Source organism: Streptomyces sp. NPDC003720, assembly GCF_042875075.1.
Taxonomy (GTDB): Bacteria; Actinomycetota; Actinomycetes; order Streptomycetales; family Streptomycetaceae; genus Streptomyces.
In genome coordinates this window covers 759074-782135 of the sequence record NZ_JBIANZ010000001.1, presented here as the reverse complement: position 1 = coordinate 782135, position 23062 = coordinate 759074, and the positions used below count along the sequence as shown (strand labels likewise).

Genomic DNA, 23062 nt, shown 5'->3' with positions numbered 1-23062 from the left:
CGTGGGGCGGTGGGAGGTGATCTTTGAAACTCGAGACCAGGCGGAGTTGCGTACGCATCTGCGCCGCCTCCGGGAGGCCCGAATCGACGAGTCGATGATCCGGATCGACACACTGTGTGGCCGTCTGGTGCAGCCAACCACCTATCGGCTGAGCCGGTTCGTGCCGGAGCCCGCGTGAGAGTCCAATCACGGGCACTCTGATCATTGATCTCGTGGCAGGTCGAGGTGAGTTGACGGACGCGGCGTGGGAGCGGATAGAGCCGCTGTTGCCGCAGGTGGACGGGCGTGGCCGTCCATGGCGCGATCACCGGCAGGTGGTCAACGGTGTTCTGTGGCGGCTGCGGACCGGGGCTCCATGGCGTGATCTGCCCCAGCGGTACGGGCCGTGGCAGACCGTCTACGAGCGGTTCGCCCGGTGGGAGGCGGACGGGACCTGGGCGAAGCTGCTGGAGCACGTCCAGGTGCGCGATGACGCGGTGGGCCGGGTGAAATGGACCGTCTCGGTCGACTCCATCATCAACCGGGCCCACCAGCACGCGGCCGGCGCCCGCAAAAAGGGGACGCAGACGGGAACGAACTGGAAGATCCGGGCCGCTCGCAGGCGCGCCAGGCCCTCGGCCGGTCCCGAGGCGGACTGACCACCAAAGTCCACCTCGCCGTCGATGGCCGGGGCCTGCCCCTGTCGATCGTGCCCACGTCCGGCAACGTCAACGACGCCACCGCGTTCGGCCAGGTCCTCGATGGGATCCGCGTCCCACGCGCCACAAGGGGTCGTCCGCGCACTACACCCGAGCGTGTGGTGGGCGACAAGGCGTACTCCAGCAGGGCGATCCGCCACCTGCTGCGGCGCCGGGGCATCGGCGCCACGATCCCCGAGCGCCGCGACCAGGCGGCCAACCGCCGACGGCGCGGGACCCTCGGCGGCCGGCCGCCCGCCTTCGACAAGGTCATCTACCGCGACCGCAACGTAGTCGAACGATGCTTCGCCCGTCTCAAACAGTTCCGAGCGATCGCGACCCGGTTCGACAAGCTAGCGGACCGCTACCGTGCCGGAGTTGTCCTGGCTTCCCCGATCCTCTGGCTCCGCGAGCCCGTCAGGTGATCATTTGTCAGACAGGCTCTAGCACTCACCGGCCCCGGGAAGCGGCGACACGGCGAAGCGGGCCGTGCCGCCGGTGGCACGGCCCGCTTTCGGCAGGGGGCGGAGAGCTCCGGGGTGTCAGCCCACCTTGTTCAGCTTGTCGAGGGCCTTGGCGAGACCGTTGGCCCACAGCTGGTTGACGCGCGCCCGCTCGGTGGAGTTGGGGTAGCGGTTGGTGCAGGACGTGCCGGGTCCGCCGCCCGACATCAGCTCGCTGCACGGGCCGCTGTAGTGGTCCGGCAGCCCCAGCACGTGACCGGTCTCGTGGGCGGCGACGCGGATCGAGTCGTACTGCCGGTTCTGCGCGTAGTCGAGGAAGATGTAGCCGCTGCCGTGGCCGTTGGTGGAGGCGTACGAGCCGCGGGAGTCGTTGCCCTCGTAGTACGAGAAGTCGGCGCTGCCCGTGGTGGACGCCAGCTTGACGTTGCTCACGGAGCTGTTCCAGATCGAGGCGGCGCTCGATATCTGGGAGCGGAAGGTCGGCGCCTGGGAGGCGTTGTAGTACACGGTCACCGACTGCAGGTTCGGGTGCGCGGCCTGCTTCCTGGCGACCGAGTCGAGCACGGCCTGGAAGAACGCCTTGTTGTTCGCCGCCTCGTCGGCCGAGCCGGTGTAGCCGGCCCGGACGGCGGCCGGGGAGCCGGTGGTGTGGGCGCTCGCCGGGATCGCGCCGCCCAGGGCCGCGAGGGTCACGCCCAGGCCGACCGCCAGCAGTCTCCTGGAGGTCTTGGCGGACGTGGAGGACGTACGGATGGACGTCATGTGGGGGGCTCCTACTCGTTCGTGTGGGGTGGTGAACGATCGGTCGCCCAAGAGTCTGGGACAGCCCGGTGTCCGAGCGGATGATGGCAACTGGGGATAGCGCACGGCTATCAGGGCGACTCCTGCTGTTCCGTTGGCGTTTGAACATCTGGCGCCCCAACAGACGCTGCCCTTACGCTCCGCGCATGGAGCTCGAGGTGAGGCACTTACGCGTGCTGTGCGCCATCGCCGACGCCGGCAGCCTGCACAAGGCGGCTCGGGAACTGGGCATGGCCCAGCCCTCGTTGAGCACCCAGCTGCGCCGGATCGAGCGGCTGCTGGGCGGCCGGCTCTTCACCCGGGACCGCACGGGCAGCCGTCCCACGCCGCTGGGGCACATCGTGGTGAGCCGCGCCCGGCCGCTGGTCGCCGAACTCACCGCGCTCGTGACCGAGACCCGGGCCGCGGCCGCCCGCGCGGCCGGCGGTCCCCGGCTGCGCATCGGCGCCACGGCCAGCCGGGCGCTCCCGGGCTGGCTCAGCCGGCTGCGCGCCCGCGTTCCGGCCGTCGAGCCCAGCCTGCAGATGGACGTGTCCGCGAGCGCCCTGCTGCGGCAGGTCGCCGAGGGCAGGCTCGACCTGGCGTTCGTGCACGAGGTCGAGGGGAGCCCGCTGCGCGTTCCGGACGGGCTGTGCCTGCGGGTCCTGGTGGAGCGCGAGCCCCAGTTCGTCACCCTGGCCGCGGACCATCCCGCGGCGGGCGGGCGGGAGGTGCGTCTCGCGGACCTGGCGCAGGACCGCTGGATGGTGGACGCCACGGTCGACGGCGAGTGGGACGGGGTGTGCCGGGTGCTGCGCGCCGCCGGGATCGAGCCCGACCTGCTGCACGGCGACTACCTCACGGCCTACTTCCTCGCCGCCATCGGCGAGGTGGTCACGGTCAGCCAGCCGACCGCGCTCCCGCCCCGCTCCGACCTGGTCATCCGGCCCCTCCAGGGCGATCCGATAGGAGTGCGGCTGCTGCTCGCGGCCCGCACCGCGGACGAACTGAACCTCGGGGTCGCGGAGTTGGAGGAGGCCTACTGGGAGGCGGCCCGGCAGGCGCCGGCGTACCAGGAGTGGCTGGCACGCCGGGGCGCCGGGCGGACCGCACCGGCGCTGCGGGCGGTGGGCGCCTGAGGAGCGATGACTTCCGGGCGGCCGCGGGGTCAGCACGCCAGGCAGTGTCCCCGTCCGCTTCCCCACCGGAGGAACCGCACCATGCAGAACGTTCGAGTCGGCGAGCGCACCGTGGAGTCGTCCGACGGCCGCAGGCTGCACGTCTACGACACCGGCACCGGCGATCTCCCCGTCCTGTGGCAGCACGGCACGCCCAACGTGGGCCTGCCGCCCGAGCCGCTCTTCGCCGCGTCCGCCCGGCTCGGGATCCGCTGGGTGTCGTACGACCGGCCCGGCTACGGCGGCTCGTCCCCGGTCCCCGGTCGTACCGTCGCCTCGGCCGCCGGCGACGCCCGCCGGGTCGCCGACGCGCTCGGCCTCGGCCGGTTCGCGGTCATGGGCCACTCCGGCGGCGCCTCGCACGCCCTGGCCTGCGCCGCGGTGCTGCGCGAGCGGGTGCTCGGGGTGGTCGCCGTGTCGGGGCCGGCCCCGTTCGGCGCCGGGGGGCTCGACTGGTTCGCGGGGATGGCCCCGTCCTGCCGCGCCTCGCTCACCGCGGCCGCGGCGGGCCGCGCGGCCAAGGAACGGCACGAGGCGGAGGCGGAGTACGACCCGGAGATGTTCACCCCGGCCGACCACGCGGCCCTCGCCGGCGACTGGTCCTGGTTCGACAAGGTCGTCCGGCCCGCCGTCGCCGCCGGTCCCGGCGGGCTCGTCGACGACGATCTGGCCTACGTCCGTCCGTGGGGCTGCGATCCGGCGTCGGTCACCGCTCCGGTGCTGATCCTGCACGGCGGGCAGGACCGGGTCGTCCCCTCCGCCCACGGGCAGTGGCTGGCGAGCCACTGCCCGTCCGCCGAACTCCGGCCGCGTCCCGCCGACGGCCACATCTCAGTGCTGGCCGGAGCCGAGGACGCGCTGGAGTGGCTGGCCGGGCGAGCCAGGGCGTGAGGGCGCCCGCGCAAGCCGGACGCGAGGAGAGCCGGGCGGCCAGGGCGTGAGGCCCCCACCGCGAGCCGAACGCGAGGAGAGCCGCGCGGCCAGGCCGTGAACCGCCCGACGGGCCAGCACGTGAAGACCCCACCGCGGGCCAGACGCAAGGAGAGCCGCGCAGCCAGGCCGTGAACCGCCCGACGGGCCAGCACGTGAAGACCCCACCGCGAGCCGGACGCGAGGAGAGCCGCGCGGCCAGGCCGTGAGCCGCCCGGCGGGCCAGCGCGTGAGAGGGCCCGGCGGGCGTGTCCGATCCGGTCGCGCGTGCAACCCCCGGGGGGTCATGACGGTCTCCCCTGGTGGGAACGCGCGTTCCCGCCAGGTTCACCTGTCCGCAACAGCCGCTCCGCCCATGAGGACTTCATGCCCCCCACGCTCACCGGCTCCCGTGTGCCGCGCCGTACCGCCGGCGCCGTCGGAGCGGTCGCCCTCCTCGCCCTCGGCGCCGCCCCCGCCGGCGCCGCGGACCCGGAGCCCTCCCTGGTCCTCGGGAGGATCGCACCGATCCACGGGCTGCGGCCCGGCAGCGGCTTCACGGTGCCCACCTCCTTCACGAACACGGGCACCGCCGCGCTCGACAAGGTCGGGATGTCGTACTCCGTCACCCGCGGGCTCGCCCACACCGAGGTGCCCTCCAACTGCTCCCGTTACGAGATCACGGACTTCGACGAGGAGCCGAGCCGTTCGGTGGTCTCCTGCGAGTTCGACCGGACGGTCAGGCCGGGCGTCGTCTACGCCCCCGAGCGTCCGCTGGCCCTGAAGGCGCTCGGCCGCGCCCTGTACGACGAGCTGCGGGTGACGGTCGGCAGCATCGAGACCGGTCCGGGCGACGGCGCGTCCGAGCCGGTGCGGGGCACCGGGCCCGCGCTGAAGCTGGTGGAACGGCCCGCCGAGACCTCGGCCGCGGGCGGCGCCCCGGCCTCCGGCCGGAGCGCGGCGACCGTGAAGGTGACCGCGAGGAACACGGCCGACTTCCGGGTGAGCGGTGCCCGGCTGAAGGGCCGGGCCGGTGACACGGTGCCGCTGGTGGTGAAGTTCACCAACGCCGGGCCGGGCTGGGTGCTGCGGGAGATCGGCGCCGGGGCGACCCGGATCCGCCTGAGGATGCCCGCCGGAACCTCGGTCACCAAGACCGACGGATTCTGCAAGAGCCTGGGGTCGGGCACGTACGAGTGCGGCACCGCCCAGGCGTGGATCGACGAGGGCGGCGGCGGGACCTACCGGTTCAGGCTGCGGATCGACAAGGCGGTCCCGGGGGCGAGGGGTTCGGTGGCGCTGGCCGGGCAGCCGCGGCCGTTCGACATCAGCAAGGCGAACGACACCGCGGACATCGTGCTCGACGCCACCGGCGCCGGCTCCACGACGGGCGGCGGGCTGCCGGGCACCGGCGCCGGGCCCGCCCTGCCGCTGGCGGGCGCGGCGGCCGGGGTCGTGGTCCTCGGCGCCGTCGTGGCGGTCCGCCGCAGGGCCGCCCGGCGGCGCTGACGGCACCGGCCGGGCGCGGGAGCGCCCGGCCCGCGTGGCGCGGTCAGTAGCTGGACCCCAGGGTCCGGGTCGTGTAGGCGCATTCCGTGTAGATGTACCCGGACCGCAGTCTGGCGGTGTCGGAGGCGGGCGTGGCGGTGCTGTCGCCGTGCGGCTTGTGCACGAAGTACGTGGTGCCGACCGGCAGGCTGAGCGTGCGCTGCGGGTAGTGCCGGCCGCTGTCGTCACACGGCTTGAAACCGGTCAGGAGGGTGTCGGTGAGCGAGTACGCCTTGCAGCCGCCGCAGCCCTTCAGGGTGAAGCTGCCGGTGACGGGTCCCGTGTACAGGACGGTGACGTCGTCGGGGCTGTCGTTCTTGACCGTGACGGAGATGCCGCCGCCGGAGGCGGTGGTGGGCAGCTTCTTCCCGGCGGCCGGGAGCGTTCGGGCCACCTCGGCGCCGATGGCTATCTTCTTGGCGCGCTCGCGGTTCCCGCCGTGCTCGTCCTCGGCGTAACCCTCCATGGTCTTCTGCGCCGCTTCGAAGTCGCCGTCCTCGAACTGGTCGACGCCGCAGGAGTACTGCCCCGCCTTCCCGCTGCGGCTCGCCCGGCCCGCGCTCCCGGTGAGGTCGTCCGCCGTTGCCGCGGCGCCGTCCGCGCTCCGTGCCAGGTCGGTGATCCGGCTGTGCAGGCCGTCCAACCGCTCGACGGCCGCGCAGGGTTCGTCACCGCGGACGTCCTTCTCGGCCTTCCGCACCGCCGCGTCGACCGCGGGCGCCACTCTGGCCGCCGGTGCGGACCGCGGGAAGGTGGTCAGCAGGTCGCCGAAGCGCGCGACCCAGTCCGCCGCATCGTCCGTCAGGCCTGCCGCGCCGCACTCGTACAGCGAGGTGGCGAGGCGCTCGTCAGGCCACAGGGCCAGTGAGCCGAGCTGCCGCTTCGGCATGGTGCCGGGCACCGTGCGCAGGTAGGTGAGCGGCTCCACGGCCGCGCAGTAGTCGTGGCGGCCGTAGGGCGCGCCGACCGTCGTGTAGTAGGTCCGCATGCGGTCGGGGACCTGGCCGGCCGCGCGGGAGCCGGGGTGGCCGACGGCGAGGTCGCGGTAGACGCCCAGGGCGGTGCGGTAGTCGGACCGTGCGGTGGCGAAGGGCTGCCGGCCGGCGGCCTCCACCAGGTGGTCGGCCCGTTCGAGACGGTCCAGGAGCGCCTGTTGCACGGCCTCGTCCCGCGCGTCCCGGTACCAGAGGGCGCCGCCGGCCGGGACGGCGAGCAGCAGCACGGCGAGCAGCAGGGCGAGGGGCGCGCCGGCCGGTCCGGTGAGCCGGGTGCGCAGTCCGACGACCGCGCCGTGCGCGGCCGCGAGCACCAGCAGTACGCCGTAGAGGACGAGGGCGGTTCCCGGGACGCCGTCCGCGTCGGCGGGCAGGGCGACGAACAGCAGGACCGCGGTCGCCGTCCAGCAGGCGGCCATCGGCAGCCATCTGCGGACCAGCGCGTATCCGAGGCCGAGACCGCTCAGGTTGAGCAGCGCGACGGCGGCCGCCCGCAGACCGTCCGGCGGTGCGGGCGGCGGCGCCTGGGGCATGGGCGGCACGGCGAATCCCGGTCCCGGGCCGTACGGATCTCCGGACATGGCGGCTCCCCCCGTCAACTGTCCCCGCATGTCTGCGGATGGGCAGTGTAGGGCCGCCGGCGCGGACCCGACAGAGGCCGTCCAAGGCGGTGGCCGCCGCGGGCGGGGAGGGGCCGTGCCGGGGTACGGCACGGCCCCTCCCCGCGGCCCGCCGCTAGCGGCGCAGGGCGGCCAGGTTGCGGTAGCCGATCGCGGCGTGCTGCAGGGACTGGCCCGGGTCGGTGCCGCTCGGGGCGTTGTCCTGCTCGACCATCGGGTTGTGGTAGTTGCGGTGGCCCACGCGGGAGAAGAACGTCGTGTAGTCGATGACGCCGGTGCCGAACGGGACCATGTCGTAGCCCATCCCGTTGGTGTTGTTGACGACGCCGTCCTTGGCGTGGAACAGGGGGTAGCGCTTGTCGTTGCGTTCGACCAGGCCGGCCGGGTCGAAGATGTCGGTCTGTGTCGAGCCGTCGTGGGCGGTGTAGGTACGGAACTTGTACTGGGCGACATGCGCCCAGAAGATGTCCATCTCCAGCCAGACCAGCTTGGGGTCGGTGATGGAAAGGAAGTACTCCAGCTTGCGGACGCCGGAGCTGCGGGTGGGGCGGCCCTGGGCGTCCAGCGGTCCGCCGTCGAGCAGGAAGCCGTACGCCGCGTCGTGGTTGTGGGTGTACAGCTTGAGTCCCTCCCGGCGGGCGAGGGCGCCGAGGGCGTGCCACTTGTCGGCGGCCGCGTCCCAGTCGGCCTTGTAGGCACTGCTGGTGGGGTCGCCGCCGGTGCCCACGTGGGCCATGCCGAGGATGTTGGCGATCTCCAGGTGCTTCTTGAAGGTGTCCAGGTCGGCGCTGCTCAGCGGCCAGGAGCCCGGGATGAAGCCGTGGTTGCCCTGGGCGCGCAGTCCGTTGTCGTCCAGCCAGCGGCGCAGCAGCCGGGCGCCCTCGACGGACTCCAGGTTCGCGCCGCCGGGTGCGTTCGCGTGCTGGCCGTAGCCGGCGAACTCGACCTGGCGGTAGCCGAACCGGGCCAGCTGCTCGAACACGGCGCGGAACCCGGACGGGAGGGTGGTGGTCAGCGGGTCGCGGCCGATCGCGTCGCGCACGGTGTAGAGGATGATGCCGCGCTTGTCCGCCGGCACCAGCGTGTGGCCCTCGCCGGTGGCGGCCGCCGCCTGGGGGGCGGCGTGCACCGGGGCCGCGCCGAGGACGGGCGCGGCGATCGCGCCCGCCGCGACGGCGCTGCAGGTGCTCAGGAAGCCGCGGCGGCCGATGCCGAGGCTGCGGCGCAACTGGTCGTCGGTGTCATGGGTGTTGTTCACGGGTGCCTTCCCTCAGGACGGGTCGCCGGTGCCGAGGCCGGCGAGTTCGAGCAGGAGTGACTTCACGTCGGTGGCCGCGATGCGGTCGCCGGCGGCGCGGGGGGTGGAGCACAGGAGGAGCGGACCGTCGTCGTCGCTCGTGGGCAGCCGGCCGTGGCTGCCGCGGATGGGTGAGGGATCCAGGGGGACGACCGCCATGCGGTAGCGCAGCCCGAGTTTCTTGCGGGCGAGGGCGGATGCGGCCCTGAGCTTCACGTAGGGGTCGAGCGGGTCCATGAACAGCTCGACCGGGTCGTAGCCGGGCTTGCGGTGGATCTCGACCAGCCGCGCGAAGTCGGGCGCGCGGTCGTCGTCCAGCCAGTAGTAGTAGGTGAACCAGGAGTCCGGTTCGGCGACGGCGACGAGTTCGCCGGCGCGCGGATGGTCCAGGTGGTGGGCCTTCTTGCCCTCGTCGTCGAGGAGTTCGGCGATGCCGGGGAGTCCGTCGAGCGCGGCCCGGGCGGCGGCGAGGTCCTCGGGGCGGCGGACGTAGACGTGGGCGATCTGGTGGTCGGCGACGGCGAAGGCGCGGGACGCCATCGGGTCGAGGTACTCCATGCCGTCCTGGGTGTGCACCTCCAGCAGACCGGCGCGGCGCAGGGCCCGGTTGACGTCGACGGGCCGGCTGACCGGGGTGATGCCGTACTCGGACAGGGCGACGACCGTACGGCCCTCCGCCCGGGCGTCGTCCAGCAGCGGGGCCACGGCCGCGTCGAGGTCGGCGGCCGCCCGCAGGGCGCGGGGGTCGTCGGGGCCGTAGCGCTGCAGGTCGTAGTCCAGGTGCGGGAGGTAGCAGAGCGTCAGGTCTGGTCGCCGGGTGCGGATGACGTGCCGGGTGGCGTCGATGATCCACCGGCTGGACGCCAGGTCCGCGCCGGGTCCCCAGAACCGGAAGAGCGGGAACGTGCCGAACTTCCGGGTGAGTTCGGCGTGCAGGGCGGGCGGCCGGGTGTAGCAGTCGGGCTCCTTGCGGCCGTCGGCGTAGTAGACGGGGCGCGGGGTGACGGTGATGTCGGTGTCGGCGCCCATCGCGTACCACCAGCAGATGTTGGCGACGGTGTATCCGGGGTGGGCGCGGCGGGCGGCGTCCCACAGTTTGTCCCCGGCGACCAGGCCGTTGTGCTGGCGCCACAGCAGGACGTCGCCGAGTTCGCGGAAGTACCAGCCGTTGCCGACGATGCCGTGCTCGGCGGGCGTGGCCCCGGTGAGGAAGGTGGACTGCGCGGCGCAGGTGACGGCGGGCAGGACGGTGCCCAGGTGGGACCGGGTGCCGGCCGTGGCGAGGGCCTCGAGGTGCGGCATGTGGCGGAGCAGTTTCGGGGTGAGGCCGACGACGTCGAGGACGAGCAGCGGGGTGGGCCGGCCGGTCGCGGTCATGGCAGCTCCTTCAGGCCGAGGTCGGTCAGCAGGTCGCGGGCGAGGGCGAGTTCGGCGGCGATGCCGTCGGTGAGCCGGTCGCGGGCGTGGGGCCGCAGCTCCGGCGGGAGCGCCTGCCAGGTGTAGGTCTCGACCTCCAGGTGCCGGGTGAGCGGGCGGGGGCCGCCCACCAGCCGGCCGAGGGCGGTCCTGAGCACGGGGAGGGTGGCGGTGAGGGGTGCCGCCGGGGCCGCATGCAGGGGGACGTGGAAGTGGGCGCGCCAGGGGGCGCCGGAGGGCAGGACGCCGCCGCCGAGGGCCTCGGGGAGGTCGTCGGTGCCGTGCGTCCCGGTCTCGGTGACGGTGCGGGTCTGGTGCAGGAAGCGGGGCTCGGCGAAGGCGGCGAGGGCGGTGCGGACCTCCGGCCGGCCTGGGTGTTCGGCGTGCAGGGCGGCGGAGAGCTGGGACTTGACGACGGGGACGCCGGCGGCGGCGAGGGCGTCCAGCGCGGTCCGCGGCTCCTCGAAGGAGGTCGCGAGGTGGCAGGTGTCCACGCAGACGCCGATGCGCGGGTGGCCCACGGCGGTGAGCGGGGCGAGGGCGTCCCCGGTGGTCTCGACGGTGCAGCCGGGCTCGGGTTCCAGGCCGACCCGGATGGACCGGCCGGTCAGCTCGGCCAGGGCGTCCAGCCGCTCGGCGAGGGCCAGCAGGGCCTGGTGGCCGGCGCGGGCCCGGTCGGCGGTCCAGGCGGTGCGCCAGCCGAGCGGCAGGGTGGAGATGCTGCCCTCGGTCACGTCGTCGGGCAGCAGCGCGGCGAGGATCCGGGCCAGGGCGGTGGTGTACGCCAGGCGCTCCGGGTCGGCCCAGTCGGGCCGGTACACCCGGTACTTGACCTCGGCGGCGCCGAACCCCTCGTACGGGAAGCCGTTGAGGGTGACGACCTCCAGGCCGCGCCGCCGAAGTTCGCGGCGCAGGGTGCGCAGGGCGGAGGGGTCGCCGTCCAGGGTGCGGGCGGCGTCGCGGGCGAGCCAGAGGCCGATGCCGAGGCGGTCGCGGCCGAGGCGGCGGCGCACGGGCTCGCAGTGGTCGCGGAGCTGGGCGAGGACGCCGTCGAGGGTCTCGGCGGGGTGGACGTTGGTGCAGTAGGCGAGGTGGACGGTGGAGCCGTCGGGGTGGCGCAGCCGCATCGCGTCACTCCCCGCCGCGCAGCAGGGAGTTGCCCTCGTGGGTCGCCTCGGGCGGACCGGTCTCCAGGTCGAGGCGGCCGCTGAGGCCGTAGAAGGCGACGGGGTTGCGCCACAGCACCAGGTCGACGTCGTCCTCGGTGAAGCCCTCGGCGAGCATCACGTCGGCGACCCGGCGGGTCTTCAGCGGGTCGCTCCTGCCCCAGTCGGCGGCGGAGTTCACCAGGACCCGCTCAGGGCCGTACGCCCGCAGGACGGCCACCATCCGGTGCTCGTCCATCTTGGTGTCGGGGTAGACCGAGAAGCCGAGCCAGCAGCCGCTGTCCTTGGCCTCCTCCACGGTCGTCTCGTTGAGGTGGTCGACCAGGACCCGGTCCATGGGGAGGGCGGACTCGCGGACGGCGTCGAGGGTGCGGCGCAGCCCGGCGAGCTTGTCGCGGTGCGGGGTGTGCACCAGGGCGGGCAGGCCGAGCTCGGCGGCCAGTTGGAGCTGCGCGGCCAGGGCCTTGTCCTCGGCCGGGGTCATGGAGTCGTAGCCGATCTCGCCGACGGCGACCACATGGTCCTTGACGAGGTAGCGGGGCAGTTCGTCCAGGACGGGCAGGCAGCGGGGGTCGTTCGCCTCCTTGGGGTTGAGGGCGAGCGTGCAGTGGTGGGCGATGCCGTACTGGGCGGCGCGGAACGGCTCCCAGCCGAGCAGCGAGTCGAAGTAGTCGAGGAAGGAGGCGGGCGAGGTGCGGGGCTGGCCGAGCCAGAACGCGGGCTCGACGACGGCGCGGACGCCCGCGGCGCGCATGGCCTCGTAGTCGTCGGTGGTGCGGGAGGTCATGTGGATGTGGGGGTCGAACAGGCGCATCAGGACTCCTCGCGGGGCTGCGCGGCCAGGGTCAGGACGTGGTGGAGGCCGTGGGGGACGGGCCGGCCGGCGGCGGTGCGCTCGGCCGCGAAGTCGGCCAGCATGCGGGCGAGTTCGGCGTCGCCGCGGGCCCGTTCGGCGAGGCCGGCGATCAGGTCGACGGGGACGCCGGTGAACAGGCACTTGAGGACGGCGTGCCGCCAGGCGTGGGGTTCGAGGTGGCGGGCCCCGTAGGGGCCGAGGGCGGCGGCCACCAGGCGGGTGTCGTTGGTGCGCAGGGCGTCCTCGACCAGCGGCAGGGCGTCGGGGCCGGGGACGAGACGGGGCAGGGCGTGCAGCACGGCCCGTCGCTCGGCGGCGGTGCCCTGGTGGTAGACGCGGCTGAGGACGGCCGCGTCGGCGCGCGCGGCGTGCAGGATGAGGACGCGGACGGCGTCGGCGTGCCGCGCGCCGCAGCGGCGGCCGGCTTCCGCGAGGCGCAGCTCCCACACGGAGATCGGCCCCCGCCCGCCGGGATGGGCGGCGGCCTCCTCCACGGCCCGGTGGAACCAGGCGCGGGCGTCCGGATCGAGCTGCGTCTCGAGGTGGTCGCGCAGGGCCTCGGGGCGGGTGTCCGCGACGGGTGAGGTGTTCATGCGGTGCTCCCTTCCGGCACGGCCGCGGCGCCCGGGCCCCCGGTGGCCGCGGCGCGCAGGAACGGGAGGGACTCCTCCGCGTACCGGGGCCCGGCGTGGGAGTGGCGGGGCAGTTCCACGACCGTCAGTCCGCGGTATCCGGTCGATTCGAGGGCGGCGAGGACGGGCGGGAAGTCGATCTCTCCCTCGCCGAACGGCAGGTGCTCGTGGACCCGGCGCCGCATGTCCTCGATCTGGACGTGCCGCAGCCAGGGCGCGGCGGCGCGCACGCAGTCCTCGGGCGGCAGGGGCTCCAGGCACTGGCAGTGGCCGATGTCCAGGGTGAGGCCGAGGGCGGACGGGTCGCCGAGCAGACCGCGCAGCCGATGGAAGTCGGCGAGGGTGGCCAGCAGGTGGCCGGGCTCGGGCTCGACGGCCAGCGGCACGCCGGCGGCGGTGGCCGCGTCCACGACGGGTGCGAGGGCGGCGGCGAGCCGGGGCCAGGCCGTGGCGCGGTCACTGCCTGGCGGAACGATTCCGCTGAAGCAGTGCACCGCGTGCGCGCCGAGGTCGGCCGCCACCCGCACCGCGCGCAGCAGCAGGTCCACGCGCCGCTCACGGGCCCGCGGGTCCGGGTCGAGGAGCGAGGGGCCGTGCTTGCGGCGCGGGTCGAGGACGTAGCGCGCGCCGGTCTCCACGGTGACCGTGAGCCCCAGTGCGGCGAGGCGGCGGGCGACCCTCCGGGTGCGGTCGGCGAGGCCGGGGGCGAGCGGGTCGAGGTGCATGTGGTCGAGGGTCAGCCCGACGCCGTCGTAGCCGAGGTCGGCCAGGAGGACGAGGGCGTCGTCGAGCCGCAGGTCGGTGAGGCCGTTGGTGCCGTAGCCGAAGCGGAGGGCCGAGGACCGCGGGGTCGCGCGGGACGTGCCCTCCGGTCGGCCGGGCGGCTGGGATGCGCGCCGGCGGTTCGGTCGCCCGGGCGTCATGTGACGCTCACCCGCCTCGCGAACCGGCGGGCCAGCGGGCCGAGGGCCGCCGTGGCGAGGGCGGTAGCGGTGGCTCCGGCGCGGGCGGCGAGGGCGGCCTGCAGCGGGATGGTGGCGCGGATGCCGGCGCCCACGGCCCGCTGGGTGAGCTGCGGCGAGGGGTTGAGCGCGGCGTGCAGGTAGGGGCGGGCGGCGGTCGCGGCGTAACCGGCGGCGAGGGCGGCGCCGAGGAGGCTGGGCGGGCGCGGTGGCAGTGCCCGGGCCAGCAGTGCCGTGGTGGTCAGGGCGGCGAGCGGGGTGAGCGGGGAGCCGGTGCGGGTCTCCTGGCGGGAGACGGCGGTGACGGCGAGGGTGTGGGTGCCGAGCAGTGCGGCCGGGACCAGTGCGGGGCGGACGCGTCCGCGGGCGGCCGCGGCCCCGAGCAGCAGGTCGAGGCCGCGGGCGGCGCCCATCGCGGCCGGGCCGGCGGGCGTGCGCTTCAGGCCGAGGTCGTACGACCAGACGGCGGCCGCGAGCGGTACGGCGACCGTCAGTGCGGGGCGGCCGGCGCGGGCGGCCAGCGCGAGGCCGGCGGCCGTGAGCGCGCAGGCGGCGGTGAGGGCGGCGGCGGGACGGATCCGGCCCGACGGGAGGGGCCGGTGCGGGCGCTCGGCGGCGTCCTCGGCCCGGTCCGCCCAGTCGTTGAGCGCCATCCCGGCCTCGTACAGGCACAGCGAGCAGCCGACGGCGAGCAGCGCGCGCCGACCGGGCCGCCCGGCGCCGGCGGCGGCCACTCCGGCGAGCGCGTCCCCCGGGACGGTGAACAGCGCGGGCAGCCGCAGCAGTTCGGCCCAGGCCCGCAGCCGGGCGGAGGGTGGTGTGGTGCTGGGCCGGGTGCGGGCGCGCTCCCCCGGCGCCGCGACCGGGCCGGCCGCGCCGGCTCCGCCGGACGCGACCGCTCGGGTGCGTCCGACCCCCGATCCGTCCCCGGCCCGCGGACCCGCGGCGGCGGTGAGAAGGTCCGGTCCCGCGTCCGAGCGGGCCCACATGGCGGACGGCGTCCGCGGTCCCGGTGCCGCGGCCGATCCAGGCGACCGGATCACTCCCCCTCCCCCAGCCGCGCGGCGAACCGCACCAGTTCCGCGTACTGCTCCGCCAGGGCCGCCGGGGCGTCGCCGACCGGATCCTTGAAGAAGAAGGCCAGTTCGGCGAGCGGGCCGGTCAGGCCGCGTTCGTGGGCGCGGGCCGTGAGGCGGGCCAGGTCCAGGACGAGGGGGGCGGCAAGGGCCGAGTCGCAGCCCTGCCAGATCGTCTGCAGGACCATGCGGGTGCCGAGGAAGCCGTCGAAGGCGATGTGGTCCCAGGCGGTCTTCCAGTCGCCGAGCGCCGGCACGTCGTCGATGTGGACCTCGCCCTCGGGCGCGCCGCCCAGGGTGTCGGTGAGGACGCGTTCCTTGCCCGCGTTCTTGGCCGCAGCGGCGGCCGGGTCGGCCAGCGAGGCGCCGTCGCCGCCGCCGAGCAGGTTGGTGCCGGACCAGGCCCGGACGTGCAGCGCCCGCTGGGCGAACATGGGGCCGAGGACGGACCGCAGCAGGGTCTGGCCGGTCTTGCCGTCCCGGCCCGCGTACGGCACCGTGCCCGACGCGGCGAGCGCCGCGAGGGACGGGTGGTGCAGGCCCGCCGACGGCGTGAAGTTGACGTAGGGACAGCCGGCGCGCAGGGCGGCCGCCGCGTACAGGGAGCTGGGCGGCAGGTGCGGACCGGCGGGGACCGGTTCCGTGGAGGCGACGTTCACGACGACCGCGCGGGCCAGCCCGTGGCGTCGTACGAAGTCCTGGATGTCGGCGGCGAACGCGGCGATCAGCCCGTCCTGGTCCCGGGTGTCGCCGGGCAGCGGGCCGCCGGGCCTGATCTCCCGTTCGGCCGCGTCGAGTTCGGCCTCGACGGCGGGGGGCAGTCCGGGCGGCAGGACGCCGCCGGCGGCCAGTTCCTCGGCACGCTTGGGCAGCGGGCAGTCCGTGGTGTCGTGGCCGCCGAAGACGAGGGACGACAGCGCGGGCAGGCCGCTGCCGGCGAAGGCGGGCGTCTCGGTGACCAGGCCGGTGGGCGGGCGCAGCCCGGCCGTCACGGCGGCGCATCCGGCGACGACGGTGGTGGCGACCGAGCCACGGGCCCCGACGAGCCAGACGCCGGTGCGAGGGGGACGGGAGAGGGACGCGGACATGAGCAGCCTCCTTGTCCAGGGCGTGAACTCCCCGAGGGGGGAGGGAAGGTGACGGCGGGCGGGAGTCCGGCGTCTCCCGCCCGCCGCCGTTCAGTGGCCCTTGCCGGGCATTTCCTTGATCCGGACGTCACGGAAGGACACCTGGTCGCCCGCCCCGTGGTTCTGCAGGCCGATGTGTCCGTCGGTGAGGCTCCGGGCCGGGTCGGTGTTGGTGAAATCGTTGATCTTCACGCCGTTGAGCCAGATCCGCAGGCGTTCGCCCTGGACCCGGATCTCGTACGTGTTCCACTCCCCCGGCGGGTTCAGCGCGCGGTCGCGCTTCTTCAGGTCGGCGGACTTGAAGCCGTAGACGGACCCCGTGGTCTTCTCGGGCACGTCGGTGGCGTCGATCTGGATCTCGTAGCCGTTGTCCACGGCGGACCACGGGTCGTCCGAGGGCGGGAAGCCCACGAAGACGCCGGAGTTGTCGTCGCCGGCCACCTTCCAGTCGAGCTTCAGCGAGTAGGAACCGAAGCTCCTGCCGGCGTACCAGAGCAGGCCCATCCCGCCGGTCGAGGTGAGCGTGCCGTCGGCGGAGAGGGTGAAGGAGCCGGGGCCGGCCTGCTTCCATCCGGCCAGGGAGGCGGAGGTGCCGTCGAAGAGCCGGCTGTATCCGTTCTCCGGGCGGCAGTCCGCCCGCACGTCGCCGATGGCGTACCGCAGACCGCCCAGCAGGTGGGCGCGGAACGCCGGGTCGGCGTACGACTCCTTCGTGTGGCCGCCCCCGGTGTAGAAGGCGCGGCCGCCCTGGTACTCCTGGCACCAGGCGATGGGGTGGTCCCCCGCCATGGTCCCGCCGGAGTACGAGGCCTCGTCGAGCGAGGCGAGGACATGCGCCCGCTCGCGGGGATTGGAGCGGTAGTTGTACCACTCGTCGGTGCGCTCCCAGGTCCGCCCGAGGTGCGCCGTGGCCGGGTGGGCGCGGTCCTCGACGTTCACGGTGGCGGGCTGGATCGCCGGGTGGTTCTGGAACCAGGCGCCGGCGAGGCCGCCGTAGAAGGCCCAGTCGTACTCGGTGTCGGCGGCGGCGTGTACGCCGACATAGCCTCCGCCGTGCCGGATGTACCCCTCGAACGCCTCCTGCTGGGCGGCGTCGAGGACGTCGCCGGTGGTCGACATGAAGACCACGGCGTCGTAGCGGCTCAGGTTCTTGCCGGTGAAGGCGCCGGCGTCCTCGGTGGCGTCGACGGTGAAGCCGTTCGCCTCGCCGAGCTGCTGGACGGCCGTGACGCCCGCGGGGATCGAGTCGTGCCGGAAGCCTGCCGTCTTGGAGAAGACCAGGACGCGCTTGGGGTGCGCCGGGTCCGACACGGCGGGTGCGGTCACGCAGCCGAGGAGCAGGGCGGCGCCGAGCGCCGCGGTGGTGATCCTGCCTGCTGGTCGCATGGTTCGTGTCCTCCTCTCAGCCGGTGGTGAAGGTGAAGTCGTCGACGTCGAACAGGGCGCCGCTGCCGCCCTTGAAGACCAGGTAGAGCGTGGTGCTGCCGCGGGGTGCGCGGGACAGCGCGGCGCTGACGTCCTGGTAGGCGTCCCAGCCGCCGGTGACGGGGACGGTGGCCTTGCCGAGCAGGGTGCCGGTGGCCGATCCGGCGCGGACCTCGAGGGTGCCGCCGGCGCCGGCGGAGGCGACCCGCGCGGTGATCTTGGTGGCGTCGCTCAGGACGTACGGGGTGAAGGCGATCCAGTCGCCGTTGCCGATGTCGCCGACGGCCTTGCCGCCGTGCGCGGTGTCGTGGGCCACGACCGACACGCCGGAGCTGTCGCCGAAGTGCTCGGCCTGGCGGTGGCGGGGCTGCAGGACGCTGCGGGCGTGGGTGGTGAGGGCTTCCTGGCCGCCGCCTCCGCCGTCGGTGTACTGGGCGTCGAGGACACCGAAGATGTTGGCGTCCTCGTCGTGTCCGCCGTCGGCGCTGGTCTGGATGGTGCCGGAGCAGCCCTGTGCGGAGGTCAGCGGGTGGCCATGGGTGTCGTGGCCGAGGATGAAGTTGACGGTGACCTTGGAGCAGTCGACCGCCTTGCCGTCCTCGGGGTCGGTGACCTTCACCTTGAACGGCACCGCGTCACCGAAGCCGAACAGCTGCCCGTCCTTGGGGAGTTCCAGGGTGACCGTGGGCGCGGTGTTGCCGACGACGACCCGGACGCTCGCGCTGCCGGTGCGGCCGGTGGTGTCCTCGGCGGTCACCGTGGCCGTGTAGGTGCCGTTCTTCTTGTACTTGTGGGTCGGGTCGGCCGCGGTCGAGGTCGACCCGTCGCCGAAGTCCCAGCTGTAGGTGAGCGCGTCGCCGTCCTGGTCGCTGGAGCCGGCCGAGGTGAAGGCCACCTTCAGCGGCGCCTGCCCCGAGGTGCGGTCGGCCGCGGCCTGGGCCACCGGGGAGTGCCCGTCGGTGGCGTTCTCGATGCGGAACAGGCCGGAGTTGTCGTCGCCGCCGAACCAGGAGGTGCCGTAGTCGAGCACGTAGAGGGCGCCGTCGGGGCCGAAGGCCATGTCCATCACCTGGGTGCCGCTCCAGGGGACGTCGTTGATCGACTGGACCTTGCCGTCGGCGTCGCTGGTGATGCGCTTGATCCAGCGGCGGCCGAACTCACCGGCGAAGAAGTCGCCATCGTAGGCCTCGGGGAACTTCACGGGCGAGTCGAGCGCGGGGTCGTAGTGGTAGACCGGTCCGCCCATTGGGGACTCGGAGCCGGTGCCGAACTCCGGGACGGACGGGCCGTCGTACGGGATCCAGGCCGGCTGGGCCGGGGGCAGGCCGGTCAGACCGGTGTTGTGCGGCGAGTCGTTCCTCGGCGCCGAGCAGTCGAACGTGGCGCCGGAGGTCTTCGTCCCGAAGTCGTAGTCGACGTACGGGTCGTTGGCGCCGGTGCAGTACGGCCAGCCGAAGTTGCCGGGCTTGGTGACGCGGGCGAACTCGACCTGGCCGGCGGGGCCGCGGCCCGGGTCGGCGGCGCCCGCGTCCGGGCCGTAGTCGCCGACGTAGAGGATGCCGGTCTTCTTGTCGACGCTGAACCGGAACGGGTTGCGGAAGCCCATCGCGTAGATTTCGGGCCGCGTCCTGTCCGTGCCGGGCGCGAAGAGGTTGCCCTCGGGGATGGAGTAGGAGCCGTCGGCGTTGACCTTGATGCGCAGGATCTTGCCGCGCAGGTCGTTGGTGTTGCCGGCGGTGCGCTGGGCGTCGAAGCCGGGGTTGCGGTCGGCGCGCTCGTCCAGGGGGCTGTAGCCGTCGGACTGGAAGGGGTTGGAGTCGTCGCCGGTCGACAGGTAGAGGTTGCCGGCCGCGTCGAAGTCGATGTCACCGCCGACGTGGCAGCACAGGCCGCGGGTGGTCTTGACGTCGAGGATCTGCTTCTCGCTGGTCTTGTCGAGGGTGCCGTCGCTCTTCAGCACGAAGCGGGAGAGGCGGTTGACGCCGTCGAAGGGCGCGAAGTCGGCCGCGGTCCCGGTCTCGGGGGCGTCGCCCGCCGGGGTGTTCAACGGGGGTGCGTAGTAGAGGTAGATGAAGCGGTTGTCCGCGAAGTCGGGGTCCACGCCGACGCCTTGCAGGCCCTCCTCGTCGTGGGAGTACACGTCGAGCTTGCCGGCGACGCTGGTGTTGCCGGCCGCGTCGGTGAGGCGGAGCTCGCCGTCGCGGGAGGTGTGCAGGACCGAGCGGTCGGGGAGGACGGCGAGCGACATCGGCTCGCCGACCTCGGCCTCGCCCTTGGCGAGGGTGACCTGCTGGAAGTCCTCGGCCGCCGCGGTGGTGTCCTGGCCGGTGACGGCTGCGCCGGCCTGGGTGGCGGTCAGGGTCAGGGTGGCGCCGGCGAGCAGGGCGCCGCTCAGCAGCGCGACCGCCTTGCGCAGACGTGTTCTGTGGGTTCCGGTGCGGTTGGTGCGATCGTTCCCGTGCACGAAATGCCTCCAGAAGGGGCTGGTTGTACGGGCGGGTGCGAGCGCCGGGATGCGCCGTCATCCCGGAGTTGCGGACTGACCACTACATGCCGGTCAGTTGGAGAAGGCCGCGTCGAAGGAGGCCGACGGCGGCTCGAAGTCGTGGGCCCTGAGGCGGGCCAGGGCCTCGGGGGCGCCCTGCAGCCGGTCCATGCCGGCGTCCTCCCATTCGACGGAGACGGGGCCCCGGTAGTCGATGGAGCGCAGCATGCGGAAGACGTCCTCCCAGGGCACGTCGCCGTGCCCGGCGGACACGAAGTCCCAGCCGCGGCGCGGGTCGCCCCAGGGCAGGTGGGAGCCGAGCCGGCCGTTGCGGCCGTCGAGCCGCTTGCGGGCCTCCTTGCAGTCCACGTGGTAGATGCGGTCGCGGAAGTCCCACAGGAAGCCGACCGGGTCGAGGTCCTGCCAGACGAAGTGGGAGGGGTCGAAGTTCAGTCCGAAGGCGGGGCGGTGGCCGATCGCCTCCAGTGCGCGCTGGGTGGTCCAGTAGTCGTAGGCGATCTCGCTCGGGTGGACCTCGTGGGCGAACCGCACGCCCTCGGCGTCGAAGACGTCGAGGATCGGGTTCCAGCGGTCCGCGAAGTCCTCGTAGCCCCGTTCGATCATCGACTCGGGGGCGGGCGGGAACATCGCGACGAGGTGCCAGATGGCGGAGCCCGTGAAGCCGATGACGGTGTCGACCCCGAAGGCGGCCGCGGCGCGGGCGGTGTCGCGCATCCGGTCGGCCGCCCGCCGCCGCACCCCCTCGGGGTCCCCGTCGCCCCACACCCCGGCGGGCAGGATGGCCCGGTGGCGCTCGTCGATGATGGCGTCGCAGACGGCCTGGCCGACGAGGTGGTTGGAGACGGCCCAGCACTTCAGGCCGTACTTGTCGAGGAGCTGGTGGCGGGAGGCGAGGTAGGCGGGGTCGGACAGGGCCTTGTCCACCTCGAAGTGATCGCCCCAGCATGCGAGTTCGAGGCCGTCGTAGCCGAAGTCGCGGGCGAGCCGGCAGACCTCCTCCAGGGGCAGGTCGGCCCACTGGCCGGTGAACAGGGTGAACGGGCGCGGCATGGGCGGGCCTCCTCAGTCCGCGACGGACGTGTAGACGGAGTTCTTCTCGGCGCTCTCCTCGACCGCGGCCAGCACGCGCTGCACCTGCAGTCCGTCGGCGAAGGAGGGCTCGGGGCGGCGGCCTTCGGCGATGGCGTGGACGAGGTCGCGGACCTGGTGGACGAAGGTGTGCTCGTAGCCGAGGCCGTGGCCGGGCGGCCACCAGGCCTCCAGGTAGGGGTGTTCGGGTTCGGTGACGAGGATGCGGCGGAAGCCGGCCTCGGCGCCCGGTTCGGTGGCGTCGTGGAACCACAGCTCGTTGAGGCGTTCCAGGTCGAAGTGCAACGAGCCCTTCTCGCCGTTGAGTTCGATGCGCAGGGCGTTCTTCCGGCCGGTGGCGTAGCGGGTGGCCTCGAAGGAGGCCAGCGCGCCGGAGGCGAACCGGCCGGTGAAGAGGGCGGCGTCGTCGACGGTGACCGTGCCGGTGCCGGCCGCCGGCATCGCCGTCAGGCCGCTGCCCGCGCCGCCGGGCAGCGGGCGCTCCCGTACGAAGGTCTCGGTCAGGGCGGACACCCCGGCGAGCCGCTCCCCCGCCAGGTACTGCGCGAGGTCCACGATGTGCGCGCCGAGGTCGCCCAGGGAGCCGGAACCGGCCTGCTCCCTGCGCAGCCGCCAGGTCAGCGGGAACTGCGGGTCCACCAGCCAGTCCTGGAGGTAGGTCACCCGCACATGGCGCAGGGTGCCGATCCTGCCGGCGGCGACCATGCGCCGGGCGAGCGCGGTGGCCGGCACCCGGCGGTAGTTGAAGCCGACCATCGCCACCCGGCCCCGGGCCTCGGCCTCCTCGGCCGCGGCCGTCATGGTCTCGGCCTCCGCCACGGTGTTCGCGAGCGGCTTCTCGCACAGCACGTGCTTGCCGGCGGCGAGCGCGGCCAGCGCGATCTCGGCGTGGCTGTCGCCGGGGGTGCAGATGTCGACGAGGTCGACGTCGTCCCGGGCGATCAGCGCACGCCAGTCGGTCTCCACGTCCGCCCAGCCGTGCCGGCCGGCCGCCGCGCGGGCCGCGACCTCGTCACGGCCGCAGATCACGGCCTGGACGGGCCGCAGGGGCAGGTCGAAGACCCGGCCCGCGGTGCGCCAGCCCTGCGAGTGGGCGGCGCCCATGAAGGCATAGCCGACCATGCCGACGCGCAGCGGCGGTCTGTCCTCCGCCGGGTCCCCGGCAGGTGCCGCCGGCTTCGTCGACTGCTGCGGCTGTTCCATGCGCTCGTCCTCCTCTTCGTCGTGGCGCGGTGGGGGGTGCGGGCGGGGGCCCGGAGGGCCCGTCTACCGGAAGCCGGTGGGCATGTACTGGTCGACGTTGTCCTTGTCCACGACGGCCGAGTAGAGCGTGATCGACGCGGGGATCTCGTACTCGGCGAGGCCGCCGACGCCCTTGCCCTGGCCGAGGGCGCGGGCGAGGTCGATCGCGGAGGCGGCCATGGTCGGCGGGTAGAGGACGGTGGCCTTCAGCACGCCGTCGTCCTGCTTGATGGCCTGGAAGGCGGAGAGCGCGCCGGCCCCGCCGACCATCAGGAAGCCGTCGCGGCCCGCCTGCTCGATGGCGCGCAGGGCTCCGACGCCCTGGTCGTCGTCGTGGTTCCACAGGGCGTCGAACTTCGGCTGGGCCTGCAGGAGCTGGGCCATCTTGGCCTGGCCGGACTCGACGGTGAAGTCGGCCGCCTGCCGGGCCACCTTCTTGATGTTGGGGTAGTTCTTGAGGGCGTCGTCGAAGCCCTGGGTGCGCTGCTTGGTCAGCTCCAGGTTGTCCAGGCCGGCCAGCTCGATCACCCGGGCGTTCGGCTTGTCCTTCAGCTTCTCGCCGATGTAGTTGCCGGCGCTCAGGCCCATGCCGTAGTTGTCGCCGCCGATCCAGCAGCGGTACGCCTGGGCGGAGTTGAAGATCCGGTCGAGGTTGACGACGGGGATGCCGGCCCGCATCGCCTTCAGGCCGACCTGGGTGAGGGCCTTGCCATCGGCGGGCAGCACGACCAGGACGTCGACCTTCTTGTTGATCAGGGTCTCGATCTGGCCGATCTGCTGGGCGGTGTCGTTGGAGCCCTCGGTGATCTCCAGGGTGACGTCGGAGTACTTCTTCGCCCGGCTCTTGGCGTTGTCGTTGATGGCGTTGAGCCAGCCGTGGTCGGCCTGGGGGCCGGCGAAGCCGATGGTGACGTGCCTGCCGGGCTTGTCGTCGGCGGCCGCGCGGGTGTCGGCGGCGGCTCCCTCGGCCTTGGTGTCGTTGCTGGTGCAGGCCGTGAGGAAGGCGCCGGCGGAGACCGCCGCGGTTCCGAAGAGGAGTCCTCTGCGGCTGGTGACGCCGTTCGTGGTGGGGCTGGTGCGTTCTGGCATGGCGGTGG

At 73.8% G+C, this 23062-nt stretch carries 18 protein-coding genes and 1 pseudogene; 4 read left to right on the top strand and 15 right to left on the bottom strand.

Annotated elements, in window-relative coordinates:
- Positions 1 to 212: 212 nt before the first annotated feature.
- Positions 213 to 1124, top strand: a pseudogene (locus ACFYU0_RS03845) (IS5 family transposase).
- 95 nt (positions 1125 to 1219) lie between these two features.
- Here the strand turns inward: ACFYU0_RS03845 and snpA are convergent.
- Entirely contained in the window at positions 1220 to 1903 is a 684-nt protein-coding gene (gene snpA, locus ACFYU0_RS03840; protein WP_351669727.1) for a snapalysin, read from the bottom strand.
- Between the two features lie 185 nt (positions 1904 to 2088).
- On the opposite strand from snpA, the gene ACFYU0_RS03835 reads away from it, so the two are divergent.
- The 3 genes from ACFYU0_RS03835 (at position 2089) to ACFYU0_RS03825 (ending at position 5517) form a co-directional block, all read left to right on the top strand.
- Entirely contained in the window at positions 2089 to 3060 is a 972-nt protein-coding gene (locus tag ACFYU0_RS03835; protein WP_351669730.1) for a LysR family transcriptional regulator, read from the top strand.
- A gap of 81 nt (positions 3061 to 3141) precedes the next feature.
- Positions 3142 to 3990 carry an alpha/beta fold hydrolase gene (locus ACFYU0_RS03830; RefSeq protein WP_389297561.1) on the top strand — a complete coding sequence of 283 codons (849 nt, stop codon included), beginning with the start codon at positions 3142 to 3144 and terminating at the stop codon, positions 3988 to 3990.
- Between the two features lie 405 nt (positions 3991 to 4395).
- Positions 4396 to 5517: a hypothetical protein gene (locus tag ACFYU0_RS03825; RefSeq protein WP_389297559.1), complete on the top strand. Its 1122-nt coding sequence runs from the start codon at positions 4396 to 4398 to the stop codon at positions 5515 to 5517.
- A 43-nt stretch (positions 5518 to 5560) separates the two neighbouring features.
- Here ACFYU0_RS03825 and ACFYU0_RS03820 read toward each other — a convergent pair whose 3' ends face one another.
- The 14 genes from ACFYU0_RS03820 to ACFYU0_RS03755 form a co-directional block, all read right to left on the bottom strand.
- Entirely contained in the window at positions 5561 to 7132 is a 1572-nt protein-coding gene (locus ACFYU0_RS03820; RefSeq protein ID WP_389297558.1) for a hypothetical protein, read from the bottom strand.
- A 154-nt stretch (positions 7133 to 7286) separates the two neighbouring features.
- Positions 7287 to 8429, bottom strand: coding sequence for a sugar phosphate isomerase/epimerase family protein (locus tag ACFYU0_RS03815; RefSeq protein ID WP_389297556.1), 1143 nt, complete (start codon positions 8427 to 8429; stop codon positions 7287 to 7289).
- Between the two features lie 12 nt (positions 8430 to 8441).
- Positions 8442 to 9845, bottom strand: a complete 1404-nt coding sequence (locus ACFYU0_RS03810; RefSeq protein ID WP_389297554.1) for an alkaline phosphatase family protein — start codon at positions 9843 to 9845, stop codon at positions 8442 to 8444.
- Positions 9842 to 11011, bottom strand: coding sequence for a metabolite traffic protein EboE (eboE, locus tag ACFYU0_RS03805; RefSeq protein ID WP_389297552.1), 1170 nt, complete (start codon positions 11009 to 11011; stop codon positions 9842 to 9844). The genes ACFYU0_RS03810 and eboE overlap by 4 nt, the downstream gene beginning before the upstream one ends.
- 4 nt (positions 11012 to 11015) lie before the next feature.
- Entirely contained in the window at positions 11016 to 11864 is an 849-nt protein-coding gene (locus ACFYU0_RS03800; RefSeq protein WP_389297550.1) for a TatD family hydrolase, read from the bottom strand.
- Positions 11864 to 12499, bottom strand: coding sequence for an EboA domain-containing protein (locus ACFYU0_RS03795; RefSeq protein WP_389297548.1), 636 nt, complete (start codon positions 12497 to 12499; stop codon positions 11864 to 11866). Before ACFYU0_RS03795 ends, ACFYU0_RS03800 begins: the two co-directional genes overlap by 1 nt.
- Entirely contained in the window at positions 12496 to 13461 is a 966-nt protein-coding gene (locus tag ACFYU0_RS03790) for a sugar phosphate isomerase/epimerase family protein (RefSeq protein ID WP_389297546.1), read from the bottom strand. Before ACFYU0_RS03790 ends, ACFYU0_RS03795 begins: the two co-directional genes overlap by 4 nt.
- Positions 13458 to 14489 carry an SCO3242 family prenyltransferase gene (locus tag ACFYU0_RS03785; RefSeq protein WP_389297544.1) on the bottom strand — a complete coding sequence of 344 codons (1032 nt, stop codon included), beginning with the start codon at positions 14487 to 14489 and terminating at the stop codon, positions 13458 to 13460. Before ACFYU0_RS03785 ends, ACFYU0_RS03790 begins: the two co-directional genes overlap by 4 nt.
- Before the next feature lie 50 nt (positions 14490 to 14539).
- The gene (locus tag ACFYU0_RS03780; RefSeq protein ID WP_351669759.1) at positions 14540 to 15664 is read right to left on the bottom strand and encodes an inositol-3-phosphate synthase; all 1125 of its coding nucleotides are present in this window, start codon (positions 15662 to 15664) and stop codon (positions 14540 to 14542) included.
- Positions 15665 to 15754: 90 nt separating this feature from the next.
- Positions 15755 to 17089, bottom strand: a complete 1335-nt coding sequence (locus tag ACFYU0_RS03775; RefSeq protein WP_351669762.1) for a ThuA domain-containing protein — start codon at positions 17087 to 17089, stop codon at positions 15755 to 15757.
- 16 nt (positions 17090 to 17105) lie between these two features.
- Positions 17106 to 19592, bottom strand: a complete 2487-nt coding sequence (locus ACFYU0_RS03770) for a PQQ-dependent sugar dehydrogenase (protein WP_389297541.1) — start codon at positions 19590 to 19592, stop codon at positions 17106 to 17108.
- Between the two features lie 93 nt (positions 19593 to 19685).
- Positions 19686 to 20684 (bottom strand): sugar phosphate isomerase/epimerase family protein, encoded by a 999-nt coding sequence (locus tag ACFYU0_RS03765; RefSeq protein ID WP_389297539.1) that lies wholly within the window; start codon positions 20682 to 20684, stop codon positions 19686 to 19688.
- A 12-nt stretch (positions 20685 to 20696) separates the two neighbouring features.
- Positions 20697 to 21926 (bottom strand): Gfo/Idh/MocA family protein, encoded by a 1230-nt coding sequence (locus tag ACFYU0_RS03760; protein WP_389297537.1) that lies wholly within the window; start codon positions 21924 to 21926, stop codon positions 20697 to 20699.
- 63 nt (positions 21927 to 21989) lie between these two features.
- On the bottom strand, positions 21990 to 23054 hold the full coding sequence (locus ACFYU0_RS03755) for a substrate-binding domain-containing protein (RefSeq protein WP_351669774.1): 1065 nt from the start codon (positions 23052 to 23054) through the stop codon (positions 21990 to 21992).
- Between the last annotated feature and the right edge of the window lie 8 nt (positions 23055 to 23062).